The sequence below is a fragment of the Salipiger thiooxidans genome (genome assembly GCF_900102075.1).
Taxonomy (GTDB): Bacteria; Pseudomonadota; Alphaproteobacteria; order Rhodobacterales; family Rhodobacteraceae; genus Salipiger; species Salipiger thiooxidans.
In genome coordinates, this window is record NZ_FNAV01000009.1 from 218,323 (window position 1) to 237,282 (window position 18,960).

The 18,960-nt window shown below is 68.6% G+C and carries 17 protein-coding genes and 1 tRNA gene; 7 read left to right on the forward strand and 11 right to left on the reverse strand.

Annotation, left to right across the window (positions count from 1 at the left end; genetic code table 11):
- Window positions 1–381: 381 nt before the first annotated feature.
- The 4 genes from BLQ77_RS15245 to BLQ77_RS15260 all read right to left on the reverse strand — a co-directional run bounded on the left by BLQ77_RS15245 (window position 382) and on the right by BLQ77_RS15260 (window position 2,973).
- Window positions 382–948, reverse strand: coding sequence for a GNAT family N-acetyltransferase (locus BLQ77_RS15245; RefSeq protein ID WP_008885104.1), 567 nt, complete (start codon window positions 946–948; stop codon window positions 382–384).
- 117 nt (window positions 949–1,065) lie between these two features.
- Window positions 1,066–1,335, reverse strand: a complete 270-nt coding sequence (gene rpmA / locus BLQ77_RS15250; protein WP_008884736.1) for a 50S ribosomal protein L27 — start codon at window positions 1,333–1,335, stop codon at window positions 1,066–1,068.
- A 19-nt stretch (window positions 1,336–1,354) separates the two neighbouring features.
- Window positions 1,355–1,909: a 50S ribosomal protein L21 gene (locus BLQ77_RS15255; RefSeq protein WP_008883912.1), complete on the reverse strand. Its 555-nt coding sequence runs from the start codon at window positions 1,907–1,909 to the stop codon at window positions 1,355–1,357.
- A 245-nt stretch (window positions 1,910–2,154) separates the two neighbouring features.
- A complete protein-coding gene (locus tag BLQ77_RS15260; RefSeq protein WP_089960717.1) occupies window positions 2,155–2,973 on the reverse strand; it encodes a DUF2059 domain-containing protein in 819 nt (272 codons plus the stop codon).
- Window positions 2,974–3,143: 170 nt separating this feature from the next.
- On the opposite strand from BLQ77_RS15260, the gene BLQ77_RS15265 reads away from it, so the two are divergent.
- From BLQ77_RS15265 to BLQ77_RS15295, 7 genes are all read left to right on the forward strand, one after another.
- Window positions 3,144–3,233: transfer RNA gene (locus BLQ77_RS15265), tRNA-Ser, on the forward strand.
- Window positions 3,234–3,435: 202 nt separating this feature from the next.
- Window positions 3,436–4,734 carry a replication-associated recombination protein A gene (locus BLQ77_RS15270; protein WP_008884241.1) on the forward strand — a complete coding sequence of 433 codons (1,299 nt, stop codon included), beginning with the start codon at window positions 3,436–3,438 and terminating at the stop codon, window positions 4,732–4,734.
- A gap of 67 nt (window positions 4,735–4,801) precedes the next feature.
- The gene (locus BLQ77_RS15275) at window positions 4,802–5,458 is read left to right on the forward strand and encodes an alpha/beta family hydrolase (protein ID WP_089960720.1); all 657 of its coding nucleotides are present in this window, start codon (window positions 4,802–4,804) and stop codon (window positions 5,456–5,458) included.
- Window positions 5,459–5,715: 257 nt separating this feature from the next.
- Entirely contained in the window at window positions 5,716–6,237 is a 522-nt protein-coding gene (locus BLQ77_RS15280; protein WP_089960723.1) for a putative pterin-binding protein, read from the forward strand.
- 216 nt (window positions 6,238–6,453) lie between these two features.
- Window positions 6,454–7,527, forward strand: coding sequence for a DUF389 domain-containing protein (locus BLQ77_RS15285; protein ID WP_089960724.1), 1,074 nt, complete (start codon window positions 6,454–6,456; stop codon window positions 7,525–7,527).
- 85 nt (window positions 7,528–7,612) lie between these two features.
- Entirely contained in the window at window positions 7,613–9,349 is a 1,737-nt protein-coding gene (locus tag BLQ77_RS15290) for a sigma-54-dependent Fis family transcriptional regulator (RefSeq protein WP_165617123.1), read from the forward strand.
- 286 nt (window positions 9,350–9,635) lie between these two features.
- On the forward strand, window positions 9,636–11,435 hold the full coding sequence (locus BLQ77_RS15295; RefSeq protein ID WP_089960732.1) for an NAD(P)/FAD-dependent oxidoreductase: 1,800 nt from the start codon (window positions 9,636–9,638) through the stop codon (window positions 11,433–11,435).
- Window positions 11,436–11,538: 103 nt separating this feature from the next.
- On the opposite strand, the gene BLQ77_RS15300 is transcribed toward BLQ77_RS15295, so the two are convergent.
- Genes BLQ77_RS15300 through BLQ77_RS15330 form a run of 7 tightly spaced genes read right to left on the reverse strand, consistent with a single transcriptional unit; the run spans window position 11,539 to window position 18,858 of the window.
- Window positions 11,539–12,855 (reverse strand): aspartate aminotransferase family protein, encoded by a 1,317-nt coding sequence (locus BLQ77_RS15300; protein WP_089960733.1) that lies wholly within the window; start codon window positions 12,853–12,855, stop codon window positions 11,539–11,541.
- A complete protein-coding gene (locus BLQ77_RS15305; RefSeq protein WP_089960735.1) occupies window positions 12,852–13,493 on the reverse strand; it encodes a cysteine hydrolase family protein in 642 nt (213 codons plus the stop codon). The genes BLQ77_RS15300 and BLQ77_RS15305 overlap by 4 nt, the downstream gene beginning before the upstream one ends.
- Window positions 13,490–14,251, reverse strand: a complete 762-nt coding sequence (locus BLQ77_RS15310; RefSeq protein ID WP_089960737.1) for an N-formylglutamate amidohydrolase — start codon at window positions 14,249–14,251, stop codon at window positions 13,490–13,492. The genes BLQ77_RS15305 and BLQ77_RS15310 overlap by 4 nt, the downstream gene beginning before the upstream one ends.
- Window positions 14,248–15,141 (reverse strand): branched-chain amino acid ABC transporter permease, encoded by an 894-nt coding sequence (locus tag BLQ77_RS15315; protein ID WP_008883874.1) that lies wholly within the window; start codon window positions 15,139–15,141, stop codon window positions 14,248–14,250. The genes BLQ77_RS15310 and BLQ77_RS15315 overlap by 4 nt, the downstream gene beginning before the upstream one ends.
- A gap of 10 nt (window positions 15,142–15,151) precedes the next feature.
- The gene (locus tag BLQ77_RS15320; protein WP_242661735.1) at window positions 15,152–15,835 is read right to left on the reverse strand and encodes an ABC transporter ATP-binding protein; all 684 of its coding nucleotides are present in this window, start codon (window positions 15,833–15,835) and stop codon (window positions 15,152–15,154) included.
- Window positions 15,836–15,877: 42 nt separating this feature from the next.
- A complete protein-coding gene (locus BLQ77_RS15325) occupies window positions 15,878–17,032 on the reverse strand; it encodes an ABC transporter substrate-binding protein (RefSeq protein ID WP_089960742.1) in 1,155 nt (384 codons plus the stop codon).
- Window positions 17,029–18,858, reverse strand: coding sequence for a branched-chain amino acid ABC transporter ATP-binding protein/permease (locus BLQ77_RS15330; protein WP_089960745.1), 1,830 nt, complete (start codon window positions 18,856–18,858; stop codon window positions 17,029–17,031). Before BLQ77_RS15330 ends, BLQ77_RS15325 begins: the two co-directional genes overlap by 4 nt.
- Between the last annotated feature and the right edge of the window lie 102 nt (window positions 18,859–18,960).

An 18,960-nucleotide genomic window follows, 5' to 3' on the forward strand; every position in this document is an offset into this window, starting at 1 on the left:
CTCCGCTCGGGCGGACCCGCACCGCGGAAAGGTGGCGTGTTGCCGGGCCTTGTCGATTTCAGGGACCGACTGTCAACGGACTGTGCCCGAGCGTCGGCTCGCACAGCGGATTAAGATCGTCAGGCAGCCCGGTGCCGCAGCTCAGCGCGATCATCGATTGCGGACCAATTGGCAGCGGCAATGACCGCTCCTTGAACCGAGTCACTTCAGCAGGCGCAGCGCAGCAAGTCTTCGCAAGCTGCGACAAAGGACCGGCGCAGTGCCTGACGGGAATCGCACAGAGATTGGGTCACTCGGGCCCGGCAGCTCGGCGGCTCAGCTTGTCTTGATGAGGCCATCGGACCGACGGGCAGCACCCAAAGGGCACCACCCGTGCGAGGATCACTTCATGCGGCGGAGATAGGTCCAGGTCGGGACCTTGGCATTGCGCGCGACCGAGAAGGCCTCGGCATCGCCAATGTATTCGAAGCCGCAGTTCGTCAGCACACGGCCCGAGGCCGGGTTGTCCTGGAACACGCTCGCGAAGATCGTGTCGTTGCCGAACGGGTTGGCGCTGACCAGCGCCTGCACGGCCTCGGAGGCGTGGCCGGTGTTCCAGAACGGTGGCGCGATCCAGTAGCCGACCTCGCTCTGGTTGCGGTCGAGCCGCTCCAGCGAGATCACGCCCAGCACCTCGGCACCGCCATGTTCGGAGGCATCGAGCGCCCAGATGTCTTCCTTGCGCTCGGAGGCGGTGGCACGGGCGATGAACGCCTCGGTGGCGCCGGGCGGCAGCGGGTGGGGAATCGACGTGGTCATCCGCGCAAGGCGCAGGTCGCCGGTGTAATGCTCGAGCAACCCGGTATCGGAACGGCGCAGCGGCCGCAGCTTGAAACGTTCGGCCTCGATGGCGGGCTGCAGAACAACGGGTGCAGGCCGCTCGGGCATCTTCAACTGGTCCAGACTCATGTGCACGCTCCTCTTATGCACGGTCTTACAGGGATCGGCGCCTCCCCCTCCTGAAAACGCCAAAAGGGGACCGGCATCTTGCCGATCCCCCTGAATGTCGCATCCTGCGAGATCGGCTTACTCGGCAGCCTCCGCCACCGGCAGAACGGATACGAAGGTTCGGCCCTTGAGGCCTTTGTGGAAGGTCACGGACCCCTCTTCTGTTGCGAAGATGGTGTGGTCCTTGCCCATTCCAACGCCCTCGCCCGGCCAGAACTTGGTGCCGCGCTGACGGATGATGATGTTGCCCGGGATGGCCGCCTGGCCACCGTAGAGCTTCACGCCAAGACGGCGGCCTGCGGAGTCGCGGCCGTTACGGGACGAACCGCCTGCTTTTTTATGTGCCATGGGTTGGTCTCCTTAACGCTTATGCGAGGCTCTTGGCCTGCTCGACCCACTCGGGCTTCACCTTGACGGCCTCGAAGGTCTCGGGGTCGACAGCGGCGAGCTCGGCGAAGGTCGTGACGCCAGCCTCGTTGAGCTTCTTGGCGGCGGCGGGGCCGACACCGGTGATCTGGGTCAGGTCGTCACCTGCAGCTGCGGGGGCAGCGGCGGCACCGGCCACGGAGCCTGCGCCCACGGCAGCCTTGACGCCGGTTGCGTCTGCGCCCGAGGCGAGGATCTCGGTCACGCGCACAAGCGTCAGCTTCTGGCGGTGGCCCTTGGTGCGCTGCGAGCTGTGCTTGCGGCGGCGCTTGACGAAGTGGATGACCTTGTCACCCTTGACCTGGTCGATGACCTCGGCCTGCACGGCAGCACCCGCAACGAGCGGCGCGCCGAGCGTGACGTCGTCGCCACCCAGCATGAGGATATCGTTGAACTGCACGGTTTCACCCGCGTCTGCGGCCAGCTTTTCCACGCGGAGCATGTCGCCCGCCTGGACCTTGTATTGCTTGCCGCCGGTTTTCATCACCGCGAACATCTGCATCTTCCTTCGTTTCCCGCGTCCTGTGGCGCCCTTTCGGGGCTTGCCGGGGCCTGAACCCCGCCTCGGACAGCGCGCCCTCTGGGGGCTGTCATGGATATAAGAATCGAAATCGGGGCCGCAATAGCCCCGGTCCGAGCCGGGCTTATCGGAGGATACCCCTCAATTGTCAACCCGAGCTTTCGGTGCGCGCAGGCCATTCGCCCCGGCCGCGCGCTTGCTGTGTCCCTGTGAAGACCGGCCTAGAGGTCCTGCGCCATCATCTGCTGCGCCGCCGCGAGGCCGAGTGCGTACGAGATCTCGTCGTACATCGCATTGAACCCGTCGAAGAGCGCTCGGTTCATCGCCTTGCCCTCGTCGGTCGACGACAGCGCCACATAATCCTCGAGGTCCTTGTCGGCAATCGGGCCGTAGGACATCAGCAGGTAGCCGTAGAGCCATTCGCGGGTGTCGGCGCGGGTCTCGGGCTCCTGCGACCAGACCTCGTCGGCGATGTCACGCTCGGACATCTCGAGCGCGCCGCCGTCCACCAGCCCGAGATAGAAGCGGTAGCTGGCGTTCATCGCGCCCACCACGTTGGCGTCGAGAAGGTCGTTGGCCTGCACGAACTCGGTGATCAGCCCCAGCCGCCCGTCGGACGAGCCGTCGAGCCCGCGGAAGGCCTCGCGCGCGGCATATTCCACGTCGTCGTCGATCAGGGCACGCCGCGCCGACAGCTCGACGTCGACGATGCGCTCGCCGGTCTCGCCTCCGAAGAAGGCCAGCAGCGGCGTGGCGTCGGTGTCGCCAAAGCTCTCGGCGAAAGTCGCGCGCACGGTCTCTTCCATGGCGTCGGTGTCGTAGATCGTCGAGACCGCCTCCTGCCAGCGCGGGGTCGCCCCGCCGGGGATCAGGTCGACGGCCATCTCGCGCCCGTAGTCGAGCCCCTCCTCGCGCATGATCTGCACGATCGCCGGCAACCCGAGCGAATCCAGCAGCGCCTCCGTGGGATCGGCGGGATCCGCGGCGGCGGGAAGGGACAGCGTGACACTGAGGATACATGCGGCAATGCGCAGGACCATGGCGGGGGATTCTCCGGTTCGCGAGCGTCCCCCAGATTAAGCGTGCTCAAGGGGATTTCCAAGCGTCTGCCCCGGGTGAAGGCACGACCGGCGGCTTGTGGCGCAATTCGTGAAATTTCCCTGTTGCACCCGCTCACGCATCTCGCTAAACGGCCCCCCACGACCCCCGCGGAGAGGTGCCGGAGTGGTCGAACGGGGCGGTCTCGAAAACCGTTGACCCTTCACGGGGTCCCAGGGTTCGAATCCCTGTCTCTCCGCCACAAACTCTTCCTGCAAGAGTTTGAGCAGACCACCGAGGTGCAGATCCGACGGGCGATATGGCCCCGAGGCGCACCCGGCCGGGTCCCTCCCCTTGATCCAGTTTCCAGACCACCGACGGTCATTGAAAGTCCCGCGCACTGTACCACGGCGCCCGTCCGCGCTAAGCCGCCATGGACGTTCCCGGCCCCGGACCCACGCATCATGGATCTCTTCGACGCCTCCCCCTCCCGCCGCCGGCGCCCGCTGGCCGACCTGCTGCGCCCCGAGACGCTCGACGACGTGATCGGGCAGAAGGCGCTGGTGGCGCCGGGCTCGCTGTTGCGGCGGCGGATCGCGGCGGACGCGCTCGGCAGCCTGCTGCTCTACGGTCCGCCCGGCATCGGCAAGACCTCGATCGCGCGCGCCGTCGGGCAGATGCTCGGCAAGGAATTCCGCGTGCTGCATGCCGCGGGCGTGCGGGTCTCGGACATCCGCAAGATTGCCGACGAGGCCCGGATCCGCCCCGTGCTGATGTTCGTCGACGAGGTGCACCGCCTGTCGTCCACGCAGGCTGATGACCTGCTGACGATCTGCGAGGAAGGCACCGCCGATTTCATCGGCGCCACCACCGAAAATCCCTACCACGCCATCCCCAAGGCGCTGATCTCGCGCTCGCAGGTGCTGAAGCTCGAGCCGCTGGCCATCGAGGACATGGAGGAGGTGCTGCGCCGGGGCATGGCCCGCCTCGCCTCGGACGGCATCGAGGTCGAGATCGCGCCCGAGCACCTGAGGCTGATCGCCGGGCGCTCCGGCGGCGACGCGCGCAAGGCGCTGACCGCGCTGGAAAGCCTCGCGGTCGGCCATGGCGAGGCCAGGGTGCGGATCACCGATGCGATGATCGAAGAGGTCTACGCCGCGGCACCGGTGAGCTTCGACCGCTCCGGCGACCGGCACTACGACGTGACTTCGGCCTTCGTGAAATCCATGCGCGGCTCGGACCCGGACGCGACGCTGCACTGGCTGGCGGTGCTGATCCACGCGGGCGAGGACCCGCGCTACATCGCCCGGCGCATCATGATCCACGCCTCCGAGGACGTGGGCCTCGCCGACAACACCGCGCTGCAGACGGCGGTCGCGGCGGCGCAGGCGGTCGAGATGATCGGCTATCCAGAGGCACAGATCATCCTTGCCCACGCGGCGCTGCACGTGGCGCGGGCGCCGAAATCGGGCTCGGCCTGCCGCGGCATCGGCGCGGCGCTTGCGCACGTCCGCAACGCCGAGGATCTCGCGGTGCCGCTGCACCTGCGCGACGCGCATTACGCCGGCGCCGCCAAGCTCGGGCACGTGGGCTACCGCTTTCCGCACGACGATCCGCGCGGCTGGGTCGAGCAGAGCTACGCCACGGGCGTCGCGCCCGGGCAATTCTACCAGAGCGATGCGCGACAGGCCGCGAGCTTCGAGAAGCGCGCCGACGAGTATTGGGAGAGGCTGACCGGCCGCCCGGTGCCGCGCCGGTTCTGACCACGGGGACCAAACCCGCACGGCTTGTCCCTGCCCCGGCATCGGGCAATGCTGGCAGCCGGACCATATGAGTGAAGGTGACGACGTGACGGAGTTCCTGATCGACGGCGACGCGCCCGGGCGCAGCACCGTGCTGCTCGCGCATGGCGCCGGGGCGGCGATGGACAGCGGTTTCATGGAGCTTGCCGCCGCAGCGCTCGCCGAGGCCGGCCTGCGGGTGGCGCGGTTCGAGTTTGCCTACATGGCCGGACGGCGCAGCGGCGGCAGCAAGCGGCCCCCGCCCCGCATCGAGAGCCTGCGCGCAGAATATTTCAAGGCCATCGACGCGCTCGCCACCGAGGGCCCGCTGATCATCGGCGGCAAGTCGATGGGCGGCCGGGTCGCGAGCCTTGTCGCCGACGAGGCCTTTGCTGCGGGCCGCATCGCGGGGCTCCTCTGCCTCGGCTACCCGTTCCACCCGACCGGCAAGCCAGAGCGGCTGCGCACAGACCATCTCGAGATGCTCGCGACGCCCGCGCTGATCTGTCAGGGCACCCGCGACCCGTTCGGCACGCAGGACGAGGTCGCAGGCTATGCGCTGTCGCCGACGATCCAGCTCTGCTGGTTCGAGGACGGCGACCATGACCTGAAGCCGCGCCGCTCCCGCACCAGCGCCACGCAGGCCGACCACATCGCCGAGGCCGCCCGCACCGCCGCGCGCTGGAGCGCCACGCTCACCACCTGAGGGGGCCGCGCCACCTCTTCGACCGCGGGAAAGTCACGACATCCCATGCGGTTACCGCGCATCTCGGGGAACCCCGAAGGCGCTTTCCTGGCAGCACCATGGCGCCAGCCGCATGTTTTCCGGGCTTCCCCAATCGCTTGATTCCGATCAAGGTTAAGAGGCGAAATGATGAGTACTGTCTCACCCAATACGCGAAGCGCGGCCAAGCCCGGCCCGCCCGCCGCTGGGACACCAAGAGACCCGGAAAGGAGAGTTCGATGCGCCATGCCCCTCAACCCCGGTCCCGGCTGTCAGGCCTTGCCCGACTCGCCGCGCCGCTGCTGCTCGCGACGGTCTGCGCCGGGCCGGTCCTGGCGGAAGACACCTTGCTCGCCATCGAAACCGCCGACGGCACGGTGACCGAGTTCGACCGTGACACCCTCGAGGCGATGACCTCGCGCGATTTCAGCACCGAAACGCAGTGGACATGGGAAGAGAAGAAGTTCTCCGGCCCGGTGCTGCGCGAGGTGCTCGCCTCGGCCGGGCTTGAGCACGGGGTCATCGCATTGGTGGCCGACGACGGCTACGAAATGAAGATCGACCTCGACGCGGACGCCGAGTACCTGACCGCCGACTACCCGATCATCGCCACCCGCATCGACGACGCGCCCTTCGAGGTCACCGAAAGCGGGCCGCTCTGGGTCATGTTCCCCTATGACAGCCACCCGGAGCTGAACGTCGAGAAGGTCTATTCGATGTCGATCTGGCAGCTCAAGCGCATCGTCGAAAGCGCCGAGTGACGGCCACGGGGCAGGCCCGCGGCCGGCCCTTTCCTCGGTCCTCGCGCACAACGTGCCATCTTGCCCGGCGCGCCCGGTGGCAGTACCCTTCTAAGTGACTGAAGTTCGGCACTTGGGGGAGAGGCTGACCGGGCAGGTCCGCCGCGCACCGATAGTCACACCGTTACTCTGACAGTCGCCCAACCCGGGCGCCGCGCGCCCCAGCGAGTAACGACAATGACCGTTCGCAATTTCAGCACCACCAAGGGCATCATCCGCTTCGAGGGCTCCGACCGGATGATCTACTGGCGCCGCTTCGCCATGCTGCTCGGACTCGCCGTGGTCATCGCCACCATGGGGCTCATCCGCGACTCGGGTGCGGTGATCATCGCCGCCATGCTGGTGGCGCCGCTGATGACCCCGATCCTCGGCACCGCCGCCGCCATCGTCACCGGGGACATCTCGCGCGCCGTGGCGCTTCTGGTGGTCGTCTGGATCGCCGCGCTCGCCAGCATCGGCGTCGCCTGGCTCATCGTCTTCATGACCGACTTCCCGCGCGGCGTGCTGCTGCCGAACGAGGTGCTGAGCCGCACCGACCCCGGCGCCGAGGACCTGGTCATCGCGCTCGCTGCGGGGCTCGCCGGGGCCTACGTGCAGGTCCAGAAATCCGAGCTCTCGCTGCTGCCCGGCGCCGCCATCGGCGTGGCGCTGGTGCCGCCCCTCGCGACCGTGGGCATCCTGCTCTATTTCCAGGAGTTCGATGGCGCCTACGAGGCGATGCTGCTCTTCGCCACCAACTTCGGGGCGATCATCCTCTCGGCCTGCGCGGTCTATATCGCCACCGGCGCGGGCCGGCTGCTGTTGCGGTCCGAAAAGCGGCGGATGCGGTTCTCGATGGGGCTCGCGGTGGCGGTGCTCTTCCTCGTGGCGATCTTCGCGCAGCTCTCGACCACGACCTACTACCGCTACGCCGAGACCCGCGCGGAATCGGCGCTCGCCAACCGCATCCGCGAATGGGCGCAGGACGTGCCCGTCGAGATCGTGCGCATCGACGTGCGCGCCCGCGAGCGGACCGCCGAGGTCTGGGCCATCGTCGACCTGCCGGTGGACGCGGCGCTCAGGGTCGCGTCGGCGGCCGAGCAGCTGCCGGCGAAGCTGACCGTGACGCCATTCCGGCTCGTGGCCCGCGACATTCTCGGGCAGGATTACAAGGTGACGGTGCGCTACCAGCCCCGCTACGCCTGGCAGGTCGATCTGGCGACCGACGACGTCGCGCCCGCCCCTTACGTCGACTCCGACCACCTGAACTGAGAGGCCCCGCCCCCGATCTTCGTCTAACTGTGCGCGGTCCCGCGCCCGTGCTAGACCGTCCCCGCAGCGCCGAAGGAGGACGGCTTTGCTAGACAGGGATCATGTGACCGAGATCGACCGGGTTCTGCGCGGACAGGACACCGGACGCGACTGGCTGGTATCCGCCAGCTGGCGGCGCTGCGTGGAATCCTACGGGCTCGACCCGACGCGCCCCGACCCCGCCCATATCGTCACCGACGCCGAGTTCCGCGAACACCGCGAGCAGTCCGAACGGCTGATCGCCACCGCGCGCTCGGGGCTGCAGTCGCTGTTCCGGCAGGTGGCGGGCCAGAACTACGTGCTGCTGCTGACCAACGCGCAGGGCGTCTGCGTCGATTTCTTCGGCGACCGCCGGTTCGAGGACGACCTGCGCATGGCCGGGCTCTACCTCGGCTCGCACTGGTCCGAGGACCTGGCCGGGACCTGCGGCGTCGGCTCCTGCATCGTCACCGGCGACGCCATCACCATCCATCAGGACGACCATTTCGGCCTCGCGCACATGCCGCTCTCTTGCACCGCCGCGCCAATCTACGACACGAAGGGCGAGCTCTCGGCGGTGCTCGACATCTCGCTGCTGCGGGCGCCCTCGCCCAAGACCTCGCAGAACCTCGCCATGAGCCTCGTGACCGCTTCGGTGCGGCGGGTGGAGATGGCGAACCTCATGGCGATGACGCGGCGCGACTGGGTGCTGCGGGTCTCGACCAGCCCCGAGTTCCTCGAGGTCGACCCCGAGGCCGCGCTGGCGCTCGATGGCTCCGGCCGCATCGTCGGCATGACCACCGGCGCGCGAAGGGCGCTCGACACGGACGGCAGCGCCAGCCTGATCGGTCGCCGCATCGACGAGCTCATGGAGCTGACCGTCGACGACCTGCCCGACCTGATGCGCGGCCGCCCCACCGAAGAGCGCGTGCTGCGGCTCAAGGACGGGCGCGGGCTCTTCGGCCACGCCATCGCGCCGCAATCCGCGCGTGCCCCGCGCCGCCAGACCGGAGAACTGCCCGGCGCGCTCGGCAGCTTCGCGGGCCCCGACCCGGCGCTGCAGCGGCTGCTGACGCAGGCCGGTCGGCTTGCGGTCACGCAATTGCCGCTGCTCATCGCGGGCGAGACCGGCACCGGCAAGCACCGGCTGGCGCGCGCGATCCACCTCTGCGGGCCACAGGGGCGCGCCTTCCACGCGCTGCGCTGCACCGCGCTGCCCGAGGCCGGCAGCCTTGCCGAGCTCGCCCCCGGCACGCTGTTCCTGAACGGCGCCGAGGACCTTGCGCCACAGGCGCAGGACGCGCTGCTCGCGCTGCTCGACCGGCGCAGCGACCTGAGGGTGATCGCCTCGACCCGGGGCGATCCGGGCACGCTGACGGCGGCGCTGCGCGAGGATCTCTACTACCGCCTCGCAGGTGCCACGCTGAGCCTGCCGCCGCTGCGCCACCGTGCGGATTTCGACTGGCTGCTCGACCGGCTGCTGCGCCGGCGCTCGGCGGACGGGCCGCAGCTTTCGACCGCCGCCAAGGCCGAGCTCAAGGCCCGCAGCTGGCCGGGCAACATCCGCGAGCTGGAGCGTGCGCTCGACGTCGCGGTGACGCTGGCCGAGGGCCCTGTGATCGACCTCCCCGACCTGCCCCGCGCCCCGGCCGCGGCGCTGCCCGCACCGCCGCCCGAGGCCGATCTCGAAGCCACGCTCATCGCCTGCGGCTGGAACATGTCGCAGGTGGCACGTCGGCTGGGCGTCAACCGCTCGACGGTGCTACGGCGGGTGCGCAAGGCGGGGCTGACGCCGCCGGAATGACACCGCCTAACGGACATCGAGGGATTGCGCTCGCCTGGCTGATCCCGTCGCTCTGACCGTTTCGGGCAAGCGAACCCAAACTGCCCCCCAACTCACCCATCCCGGTCCGCCGCCACCACACCCGTTGCCCGCCTGTTGCGCCGCTGTTGCGCACGCAACGACGGGCGGCCCGGGGGTCGCTTTTTCATGACGCGCCGCCGGAAAACCATGGCCGGGACGCCCCGGTCTCTGCCAGCCTCATCGGTGGAGGAATTCCAAGACGCAAAGACCAAGGGAGGAGACCCCAATGCTAGACTCGACACTTGCCGACCAGACGCAGGCCTTTCTCGACAGCTTCGAAGAGGCGCTCGCGCAAGGCGATATCGACGCCGCCGCCGAGATGTTTCTCGAAGTCTGCTACTGGCGCGATCTCGTCGCCTTCACCTGGAACCTGAAGACGGTCGAGGGCCGTGACCAGGTCCGCGACATGCTGACCCACCAGCTTGCCACCACCAAGCCCCGCAACTGGCAGATCGCCGAGGGCGAGATCCCCTCGGAGGCCGACGGCGTCACCACCACGTGGATCAGCTTCGAGACCGACCTCGCACGCGGCTACGGCCTGCTGCGGCTCAAGGACGGCAAGATCTGGACCCTGCTCACCACAATGCAGGAGCTGAAGGGCTTCGAGGAGCCCAAGGGCTTTGCCCGTCCGCTCGGCGCCAAGCACGGCGCCGGCAAGAACCGCGAGAGCTGGAAGGAGGCGCGCGAGCGCGAGGAGGCCGAGCTCGGCTACAAGACCCAGCCCTACTGCCTGATCATCGGCGGCGGTCAGGGCGGCATCGCGCTGGGGGCGCGGCTGCGCCAGCTCGGCGTGCCCACCATCATCGTCGAGCGCAACGACCGTCCCGGCGACAGCTGGCGCAAGCGCTACAAGTCGCTCTGCCTGCATGACCCGGTGTGGTACGACCACCTGCCCTACATCAAGTTCCCCGACAATTGGCCGGTCTTCGCGCCCAAGGACAAGATCGGCGACTGGCTCGAGTTCTACACCAAGGTGATGGAGCTGAACTACTGGACCCGCACCTCGGCCAAGTCCGCGACCTATGACGAAGAGAAGAAGGAGTGGACCGTCGTCGTCGACCGTGATGGCGAGGAGGTGGTGCTGAAGCCGAAGCAGCTCGTGATGGCGACGGGCATGTCCGGCAAGCCCCGGATCCCCGACTTCCCCGGGATGGACACGTTCAAGGGCGAGCAGCACCATTCCTCGCAGCACCCCGGCCCCGATGCCTATGCCGGCAAGAAGGTGGTCGTGGTGGGCTCGAACAACTCGGCCCACGACATCTGCGCCGCGCTCTGGGAGCATGACGCCGACGTCACCATGCTGCAGCGCTCCTCCACCCATATCGTGCGGTCCGACACGCTGATGGATATCGGCCTTGGCGCGCTCTACTCCGAGAAGGCGGTGCAGAGCGGCATGACCACCGAGAAGGCGGATCTCGTCTTCGCCTCGCTGCCCTACAAGATCATGCACGAGTTCCAGATCCCGCTCTATGACCAGATGAAGGAGGTCGACAAGACGTTCTACGACGGGCTCGAGAAGGCCGGGTTCTGGCTCGACTGGGGCGACGACGGCTCGGGGCTGTTCATGAAGTACCTGCGCCGCGGGTCGGGCTATTACATCGACGTGGGCGCGAGCCAGCTGATCATCGACGGCGAGGTCAAACTGAAGCGCGGTCAGGTCGAGGCGCTGGACGAAACCGGCGTGATCCTGAGCGACGGCACCCATCTCGACGCGGATCTCGTGGTCTACGCCACCGGCTACAACTCGATGAACGGCTGGGTGGCCGATCTCATGGGGCAGGAGATGGCCGACAAGGTAGGCAAGGTCTGGGGTCTCGGCTCGGACACCACCAAGGACCCCGGCCCTTGGGAAGGCGAGCAGCGCAACATGTGGAAGCCGACCCAGCAGGAGAACCTGTGGTTCCACGGCGGCAACCTGCACCAGTCGCGGCACTACTCGTCCTACCTGGCGCTGCAGCTCAAGGCCCGGATGGAGGGCCTGCCGACACCGGTCTACGGCAAGCAGGAGGTGCATCACCTCGGCTGAGCCGACCGGTCTCTCCCGGGCGCCCCGGTTCGTGCTCCCTCCAGGCGGCGCCCGCGCCCGCCGGTCTTCGGATCGGCGGGCGGTTTCGTGTTGCGGGCGTAGCCTACCAGCCTGCGAAGGGTGCGGTCAGGGCCTCATCGACGCGGCCCGCGCAGGCATCCGCGATGGCCTCGGCAAGGATGGCAGCGCCCGCCTCGGCCTGCGCCCCCGTCAGGATCAGCGGCGGGGTCAGCTCGATGACGTTCGAGCCCGCGCCGACGTAATAGGCCACCACGCCCAGCTCCCACGCGCGGTAGACCGCTGCACGGGTGAGCGCGGGGGCCGGTGCCTTGTCCTCGCCCACGAGCTCGATGCCCAGCACGAGCCCCCGGCCCCGGATGTCGCCCACCGCCGGGTTGCCCGCGAGCTTTTCCCTCAGGGCCGACAGCAGCTTCGCGCCGGAGGTGGCGGCGTTCTCAGCCAGCCCGTCGCGCTCGATGATGTCGAGCACCGCAAGCCCGGCGCTGGCCGAGATCGGGTTGCCGTGGGTGGTCTGCATGGCAAACGCCGTGGCGCAGTCGAGCAGCGCCGACGGGCCCACCACGGCCGAGAGCGGCAAACCGCCGCCCAGCCCCTTGCCGAAGACGGTGATGTCCGGCGTCCAGTCCTCGAACTGGAAGGCGTGCAGTTTGCCGGTGCGGCCGAGCCCCACCTTCACCTCGTCGCAGACGGTCAGGATGCCGTAACGGGCGCAGATCTCGCCCAGCCGTTTCAGGAACCCCGGCGGCGGGATCAGCAGCCCGCCATCGGACTGGATCGGCTCGATGAAGAAGGCCGAGACCTCGTCGCCCGGGCAATCACCCTCCAGCAGCGCCTCGATATGCGCGAGCAGCGCGGCGCCGGTGGGGTCGCCCTCGAAGGGCCGGTAGGGATCGGGATAGGGCACCGCGACGAGCCCGCAATCGCGGGCGGCGTGGGACTGCACCGGGTGCGCCGAGACCGCCATCGAGCCCTGCGTGCCGCCGTGGTACGCGCCCGCGAAGGACAGCACCCGGTGTCGCCCGGTGGCCACCGGGAGCGCGCGGGCCACCGCCTCGTTGGCATCGCTGCCGGAATGGCCGAGCCAGACACGGCGGTCCTCGCCGCCCGGGGTGATCTCGAGCAGCTTCTCGGCTAGCGCCGTCGCGGGCAAGACCGCCGACGACAGCATCGACGCCCCCGCCTGCCCCAGCAGCGCCTCGTGCACCCGCGCCACGAAGTCGGGATGCGCATAGCCCAGCGAGGTGGCGCCCCAGCTGGCCGAGAGGTCGAGATAGCCCCGCCCCTCGGGATCGTAGACCCGACAGCCCTGCCCGCGCACCACCTCCTGCGGGAAGAAGCGCAGCTTCTGCAATCCCGAGTTCACGGCGCTGTCGCGGGCGTAGAGGCTGTTTCCGCTCATGCCGCGCCAAGCTCCTCCAGAAGCTGGGCGGTGGTCACCTGCCGGCAGTAACCCCTGATGGTCCGGATCGAATGGTCGTGGCGCTCCTGCGTGTAGGTCAGGCAGGCGTCGGTGACCTCGGTCACGAGGTAGCCCAGATCGCAGGCGTCGCGGATGGCGCTTTCGACGCACTGGTCGGTGATGAGCCCGCTGATCACCAGCTGCCTCACCCCGAGATTGCGCAGGATGTAGTCGATATGGGTCGAGACGAAGACCGAGGACGAGCTCTTCGGCAGCACGATCTCGTCGCCCTCGGGGGCGATCTGGTCGATGACCTTGCCGTCCCAAGAGCCCTTGGCGACGTTGAAGCCGGTGATCTTGTAGTCGAGGCTCCGGTCCCGCCCGTCAAGCGTCAGGCTCTCGATGCAGGTGTACATGACCTCGATCCCGGCCTTGCGGCAGGCGGACTGGATCGCCTGCATGTTGGGGATCACCCGGGTCTCGAGCTGGTCGAAGAACCAGCCGTACTTCTCCGCGAACTCCGCCTCGGGCAGATCGGCGAACTCTGCGCCCTTGCGGTTGGCGCTGAAGTTCTGCACGTCGACGAAGAGCAGCGCGGACTGCTCGGGCACCAGCGGCACCTCGCGGGTGAGGGTCATGCGGGGATCTCCTTGAGGAACATGGGCATCAGCCCGGCGAGCCGCTCGGCCCAGAGCGTCTGCCCGGCGGCGTCGCGGATGTGGTCGTTGCGGATCTCGATAAGGCTGTGCGGCAGCCCGCGCGGCTCGGCCTGTCTGGGCACGAACCAGTCCGAGGCGTCGTCCACCTGGTAGGGCTGGTTGAGACCGATCGTGAGCCCCGGCACCGCCTGCCCCAGCGCGCGGGCCATCAGGTCCGAGGTGCGCCTGTCCGAGCGGAACAGGAACCCCACGTCCCAGGCACGGCGGATGCCGCCCATCACGGGCGTGTAGCTGTGGATCGAGAAGGTCGCCTGGATCTCGGGCCGTGCCAGCGCCGTGGCGACCGCGCCCTGGAACGGGCGGAAGATCTCGTCGACGCGCTTGACGCGATCCTCGGGGTCAAGCGCGGCGTTGCCGGGAATGACGTGGCCGTCGCTGACCGGCGGGCAGGAATCCGGTGCCTCGGGCGGGCGGTTGCAGTCGATGACGAGCCGGCTGTAGCGCTGCAGCACCGCGGGCGCGTCGAGCATGGCGGCGAGGCGCCGGGTGACCTCGGCCGCGCCGATGTCCCAGCCGATATGCTCGTCGAGCTGCGCCTGCGACACGCCGAGCCGGCCAAGCGCCTGCGGCACCGCCTGGCCCGCGTGTTCGCAGACCAGCAGAAGCGGCGTGCGGCCCTCGGGGTTCACGATCTCGACCGGCGCGGGATCGCGCGGTCCAAGCAGCGGGGTCGTCATACCTTGTGTGCCTTCAGTGCCGGGGCCGGGATCAGCCCGTTGGGCCGGATGAGCAGCACGATCACCACGAGCACCAACCCGATCGGATCGCGGAACTCCTGCCATTCGGGCGGCAGGTACGCGGCCAGGTAGATTTCGATGAAGCCAAGCAGGAAGCCCCCCGCCACGGCGCCGCGCAGCGAGCCAAGCCCGCCGAGGATCGCCGCGATGAAGGCCTTGAGCACCGGCGTGAAGCCCATGAGCGGATCCACCGAGGCGCGCTGCGACACCCAGAGCACCGCCGCCACCCCCGCGAGCAGGCCGGACAGCGCAAAGGCCCCGGCGATGACGCTGTTGGCACGGATGCCCATGAGCCGCGCGACGGCGAAATCCTCGGCGGCGGCGCGCATCGCGATGCCGGTCTTCTGGCGCTTCATGAACCAGTCGAGGAAGATCAGCATGACCACGGTCGCGGCGATGGAGAGCAGCTTGTTCACCCCGATCACGAAGCCGAACATGCGCACGCTGTCGGTCAGCAGCGGCGGCAGCAGCACCGGCTGCGAGCGCACCGAGATCAGGTTCTGGAACAGCACCTGCAGCACCATCGACACCGCAAAGGACGTGATCAGCATGGTGGCGCCCGAGGCGTTGCGCACGGGCCGGAAGGCGATGCGCTCCATCAGGACGGCGGCGACCGTCGCGGCGCCGATGGCGAGCCCGATGGACAGCACGAAGGGCAGCCCGGCAAGGCCGCAATACATCAATACATAGCCCGCTATAGTCATCAGCTCCCCATGGGCGAAGTTGATCAGCCCCATGATCGAGAACACCACCGCGAGCCCCAGCGCCAGCAGCGCGTAGGTGCCGCCCAGCGACACCGCGTTCACCGTCTGCTGCAGAAAGAAATCCATGCTACGCCTTTCAGCCGTCGAGATAGGCGCCGCTCAGCGCCTCGGAGGTTGCCAGCTCTGCGGCGCTGCCCTGCCCCACGATCCGCCCGCCGGAGAGCACGTAGCCCCGGTCGGCGATCTGCAGCGAGCGCGCCACGTTCTGCTCGACCACACCCAGCGTCACCCCGGCGCCGCGCAGCCGCACCAGAAGTTCGAAGACCTGCTCGACGATCAGCGGCGCAAGGCCGAGCGACGGCTCGTCGAGCAGCAGGAGCTTGGGCCCGCTCATCATCGCGCGCCCGATGGCCAGCATCTGCTGCTGCCCGCCCGAGAGCGTGCCGGCGAACTGGCCGCGGCGCTCGGCGAGGATCGGAAACAGGTCGTAGACCCGGTCCCAGGCTTCGGCCACGGCCGCCTTCTCGCGGATGCCGTAGGCGCCCATGCGCAGGTTTTCGGCCACGCTCAGGGTGTTGAAGACGCGCCGCCCCTCGGGCACCAGCGTCAGCCCGGCGGGCGCCAGCGTCTCTGCCGGGTCGTGGGTGATGTCGCGGCCGAGGAACTCGACCGTGCCGGAATGCACCGGCACCAGCCCCACCAGCGCGTTGAGCGTCGAGCTTTTGCCCGCACCGTTGGCGCCGAGGAAGGCGACGATCTCGCCTTCCCCGATCTCGAAGTCGATGCCGCGCACCGCCTCGACGGGCCCGTAACGGACCATCAGACCGGACGTCCTGAGAAGCGGTGTCATCGCGGCCTCGCCTTACTGCATCCGCGGAGCGGGGATCAGCTCGGCGGTGGGCGATGGCTGACCGACAAGCTCGCGCTCGCCTTCCTTGACGCGGATCATCGACACTTCGCGCACCGGCATGCCGTCGGTGCCCTTGTAGGTGATGACGCTGGTCGCGCCCTGCACACCCTCGAGGTTGGCGAGCGCGTCGCGGATCGCCTGCGGATCGGTGGAGCCCGCTGCCTCGGTCGCCGCCTCGATCACCTTCACGAGGTCATAGCCCACGGCGTTGAACACGGTCTGCGACGGCGCGCCGGTGACGTCCTCGTACTTGGCGTTGAACTCGGCCAGCGGGCTGCCTTCCGCGGCATAGCCCGCGGTGGTGAAGACCAGGCCCTCGGCAGGCGCGCCCAGCGAGAAAGTGGTCGGGCTGTCGATGCCGTCCGAGCCGATCACCTGGCTGGTGACGCCGGCGGCGCGCAGCGCGTTCAGGAAGGAGGGAAAGTCGGGCTCGTAGGCCGCGGTCATGATGACGTCGGGCTGCGGATCGAGCGAGGCGATGCGCGTCACGATGGCCGAGAAGTCCTGCTGGCCGATGGAATAGGTGTCCTGCCCAAGCATCTCGCCGCCGAGCGCGTCGAAGACCTCGGCGAAGTAGAGCGGCAGCGTCGTGTACTGGGTGTCCGGCGAATAGAGGATGTAGCCGGTCTTCATGCCCTGCTCCCATGCCCATTCCGCCGAGACGGTGGCCTGCACGTTGTCGCCGGGGAAGTTGGCGAACATGTACTCGCCGCCCACCATCGGCAGCGTCGGCGACGAGGCGCAGGTCGAGATCGCCGGGATCATGGCGCCCGAAACGATGCCCATCGCCGCCAGCGACGGGTCGGCATCGCAGGGCAGCACCAGCACCGAGACGCCCTCGTCCACCAGCTCCTGGACGGCGATGGCGGTCTGGGCGGCGTCGGAACGCACGTCCTTCTCGAGCAGCTCGATGGGCATGTTGCCCCCGATGCCGCCGGCCTCGTTGATCTCGTCGACGGCGATGTGCACGCCCTCGATCACCGGGGCGTCGTATGTGGCCAGCCCGCCGGTCTGCGCGGTGGCCACGCCCACCTTGAGCGTTTCGGCCAGCGCCGGGCTGATCATCCCGAGCGTGGCAAGGGCGGTGGTCAGTGCGAGTCTCTTCATGGGTCGTTCTCCTCTGTCGGTTGATGCCCCGGTTCGGCGGGGTCGTCTTGGGTCTGGGACGTTCCGAGATAGGCCTCGATCACCGCCGGGTCGCGGCGGATCTCGGCGGGTGCGCCGGAGGCGATGAGCCGGCCCTCGTTGAGCACGAGGATCCGGTCGCACAGGCTGTTGATGAGCTTGAGGTCGTGGTCCACCAGCAGGATGCCGATGCCGAGCTCGCGGGTGAGGCCGCGCAGCGTCTCCATCAGCGCATCGGTCTCCTCGCGGTTCATGCCGGCGGCCGGTTCATCGAGGAACAGCAGCTTGGGCTGGCAGGCGAGCGCGCGGGCGATCTCGATCCGGCGCTGGTCGCCGTAGGAGAAGGTGCCGGCGTCCTTGTCGGCGTGACCGGCCACGCCGAGCCGCGCCAGCGCAGCCTCGGCGCGTGCCCGGGCGTCCTCGCCGCTTCCGGTCGAGAGCCCCGCCACAAGCACGTTCTGTTCGACGGTGAGCGACGGAAAGAGCCGGATGTTCTGGAAGGTTCGCGCGATGCCGAGCTCGGCGATGCGGTGCGTCGGAAGTCCGTCAAGCTTCGTCTCCCCCAGCCGCGAGGTGCCCTCGGTGGGCTCCAGCACGCCCGAGAGCATGTTGAGCAGCGTCGTCTTGCCCGAGCCGTTGGGCCCGATCAGGCCCACGATCTCGCCCGGGCGCAGTGTGACCGAGACGTCGTTGACCGCCGTCAGCCCGCCGAAGCGCATGGTCATGTGCTCGGCCGTCAGCGCCGAGCGGTCCGAGACCGCCGGCAGCGTGGCCGCGGTCTTCTCAGCACCGCGACGGGTGAAGACCCGCTCTTCCCATTCCTTGAGCCCCGCCAGCCCCTCGGCCTTGCGGAACATGGCGAAGAGGATGATCAGCGCGATGCCGATCTGGGTGGTGCCGAAGACCTGCGGCACGGTGAAGGCGCCGATGTCGAAGCCGCTCTCGAAGCGGCGCAGCACCTCGGTCACCACGGTGATGGTGACGGCGCCGGTCACCGCGCCGGTGACCGTGGTCATGCCGCCGACGATCAGCATGGCGAGCAGCTGGAACGTGTCGACGAAGTAGAACTTCTTGGGGCTGAAGGCGCCGAGGAAATGCGCGATCAGCGCGCCCGACACCGCCATGACGGCGGCGCTCAGGATCCACGATATCAGCCGCTCGCGCTTCATGTCGACGCCGACCGCGCCCGCCGCGATGGCGTTCTCGCGGCTCGCCCGCAGGCGCAGGCCCGACACGCTGTCGCGGTAGAGCCGTGCCACCACCAGCGCCGCGATGCACCAGCCCGCCGCCACCCAGAGCGAGGTCTCGCGCGGGACGCCGAAGAAGGTGCCCGAGCCTCGGGTCACGTCGCGCCAGCCGATGATGACGCCGTGGGTGATGATCAGCAGGCCCAGCGTGGCAATTGTCGCGGCCGAGCCGTCGAGCCGCCCCACCGCGAGCCCCACCACCAGCGCAAAGGCACAGGTCACCACGATGGCCACGAGGATCGCCGGAAAGAGCCCGAGCTCGGTTGCCGCCAGCCACGCCGGCAGCTTCGGCAGGGTCGCGGCCTTCATCGCCGCCGGCAGCGTCAGCAGCGCCGAGACATAGGCCCCCACCGCCATGAACGACAGGTGCCCGAACGACAGCACACCGCTGTTGCCGCTGTAGATCCCGATGCCCACCACCGCGATCAGCGAAATGAAGAACACCGACAGCACCCGCTCGCTCGCCGCCCCCAGTCCCGAGGCCACCAGAGCCGCCACGATGACGAACGCTGCTGCCGCGGCGAGTGCGATGGCCATGTTGCGTGGTGAAGCCGTGAGCATTGCGAATCCTTTTCTGACGCCCTGATGATTGTGACGATATTTTTTCACCGGCAAGAAAGTTTTCTGGTTTGACAAGATTTTTTCACCACGCAATCGTGGCGG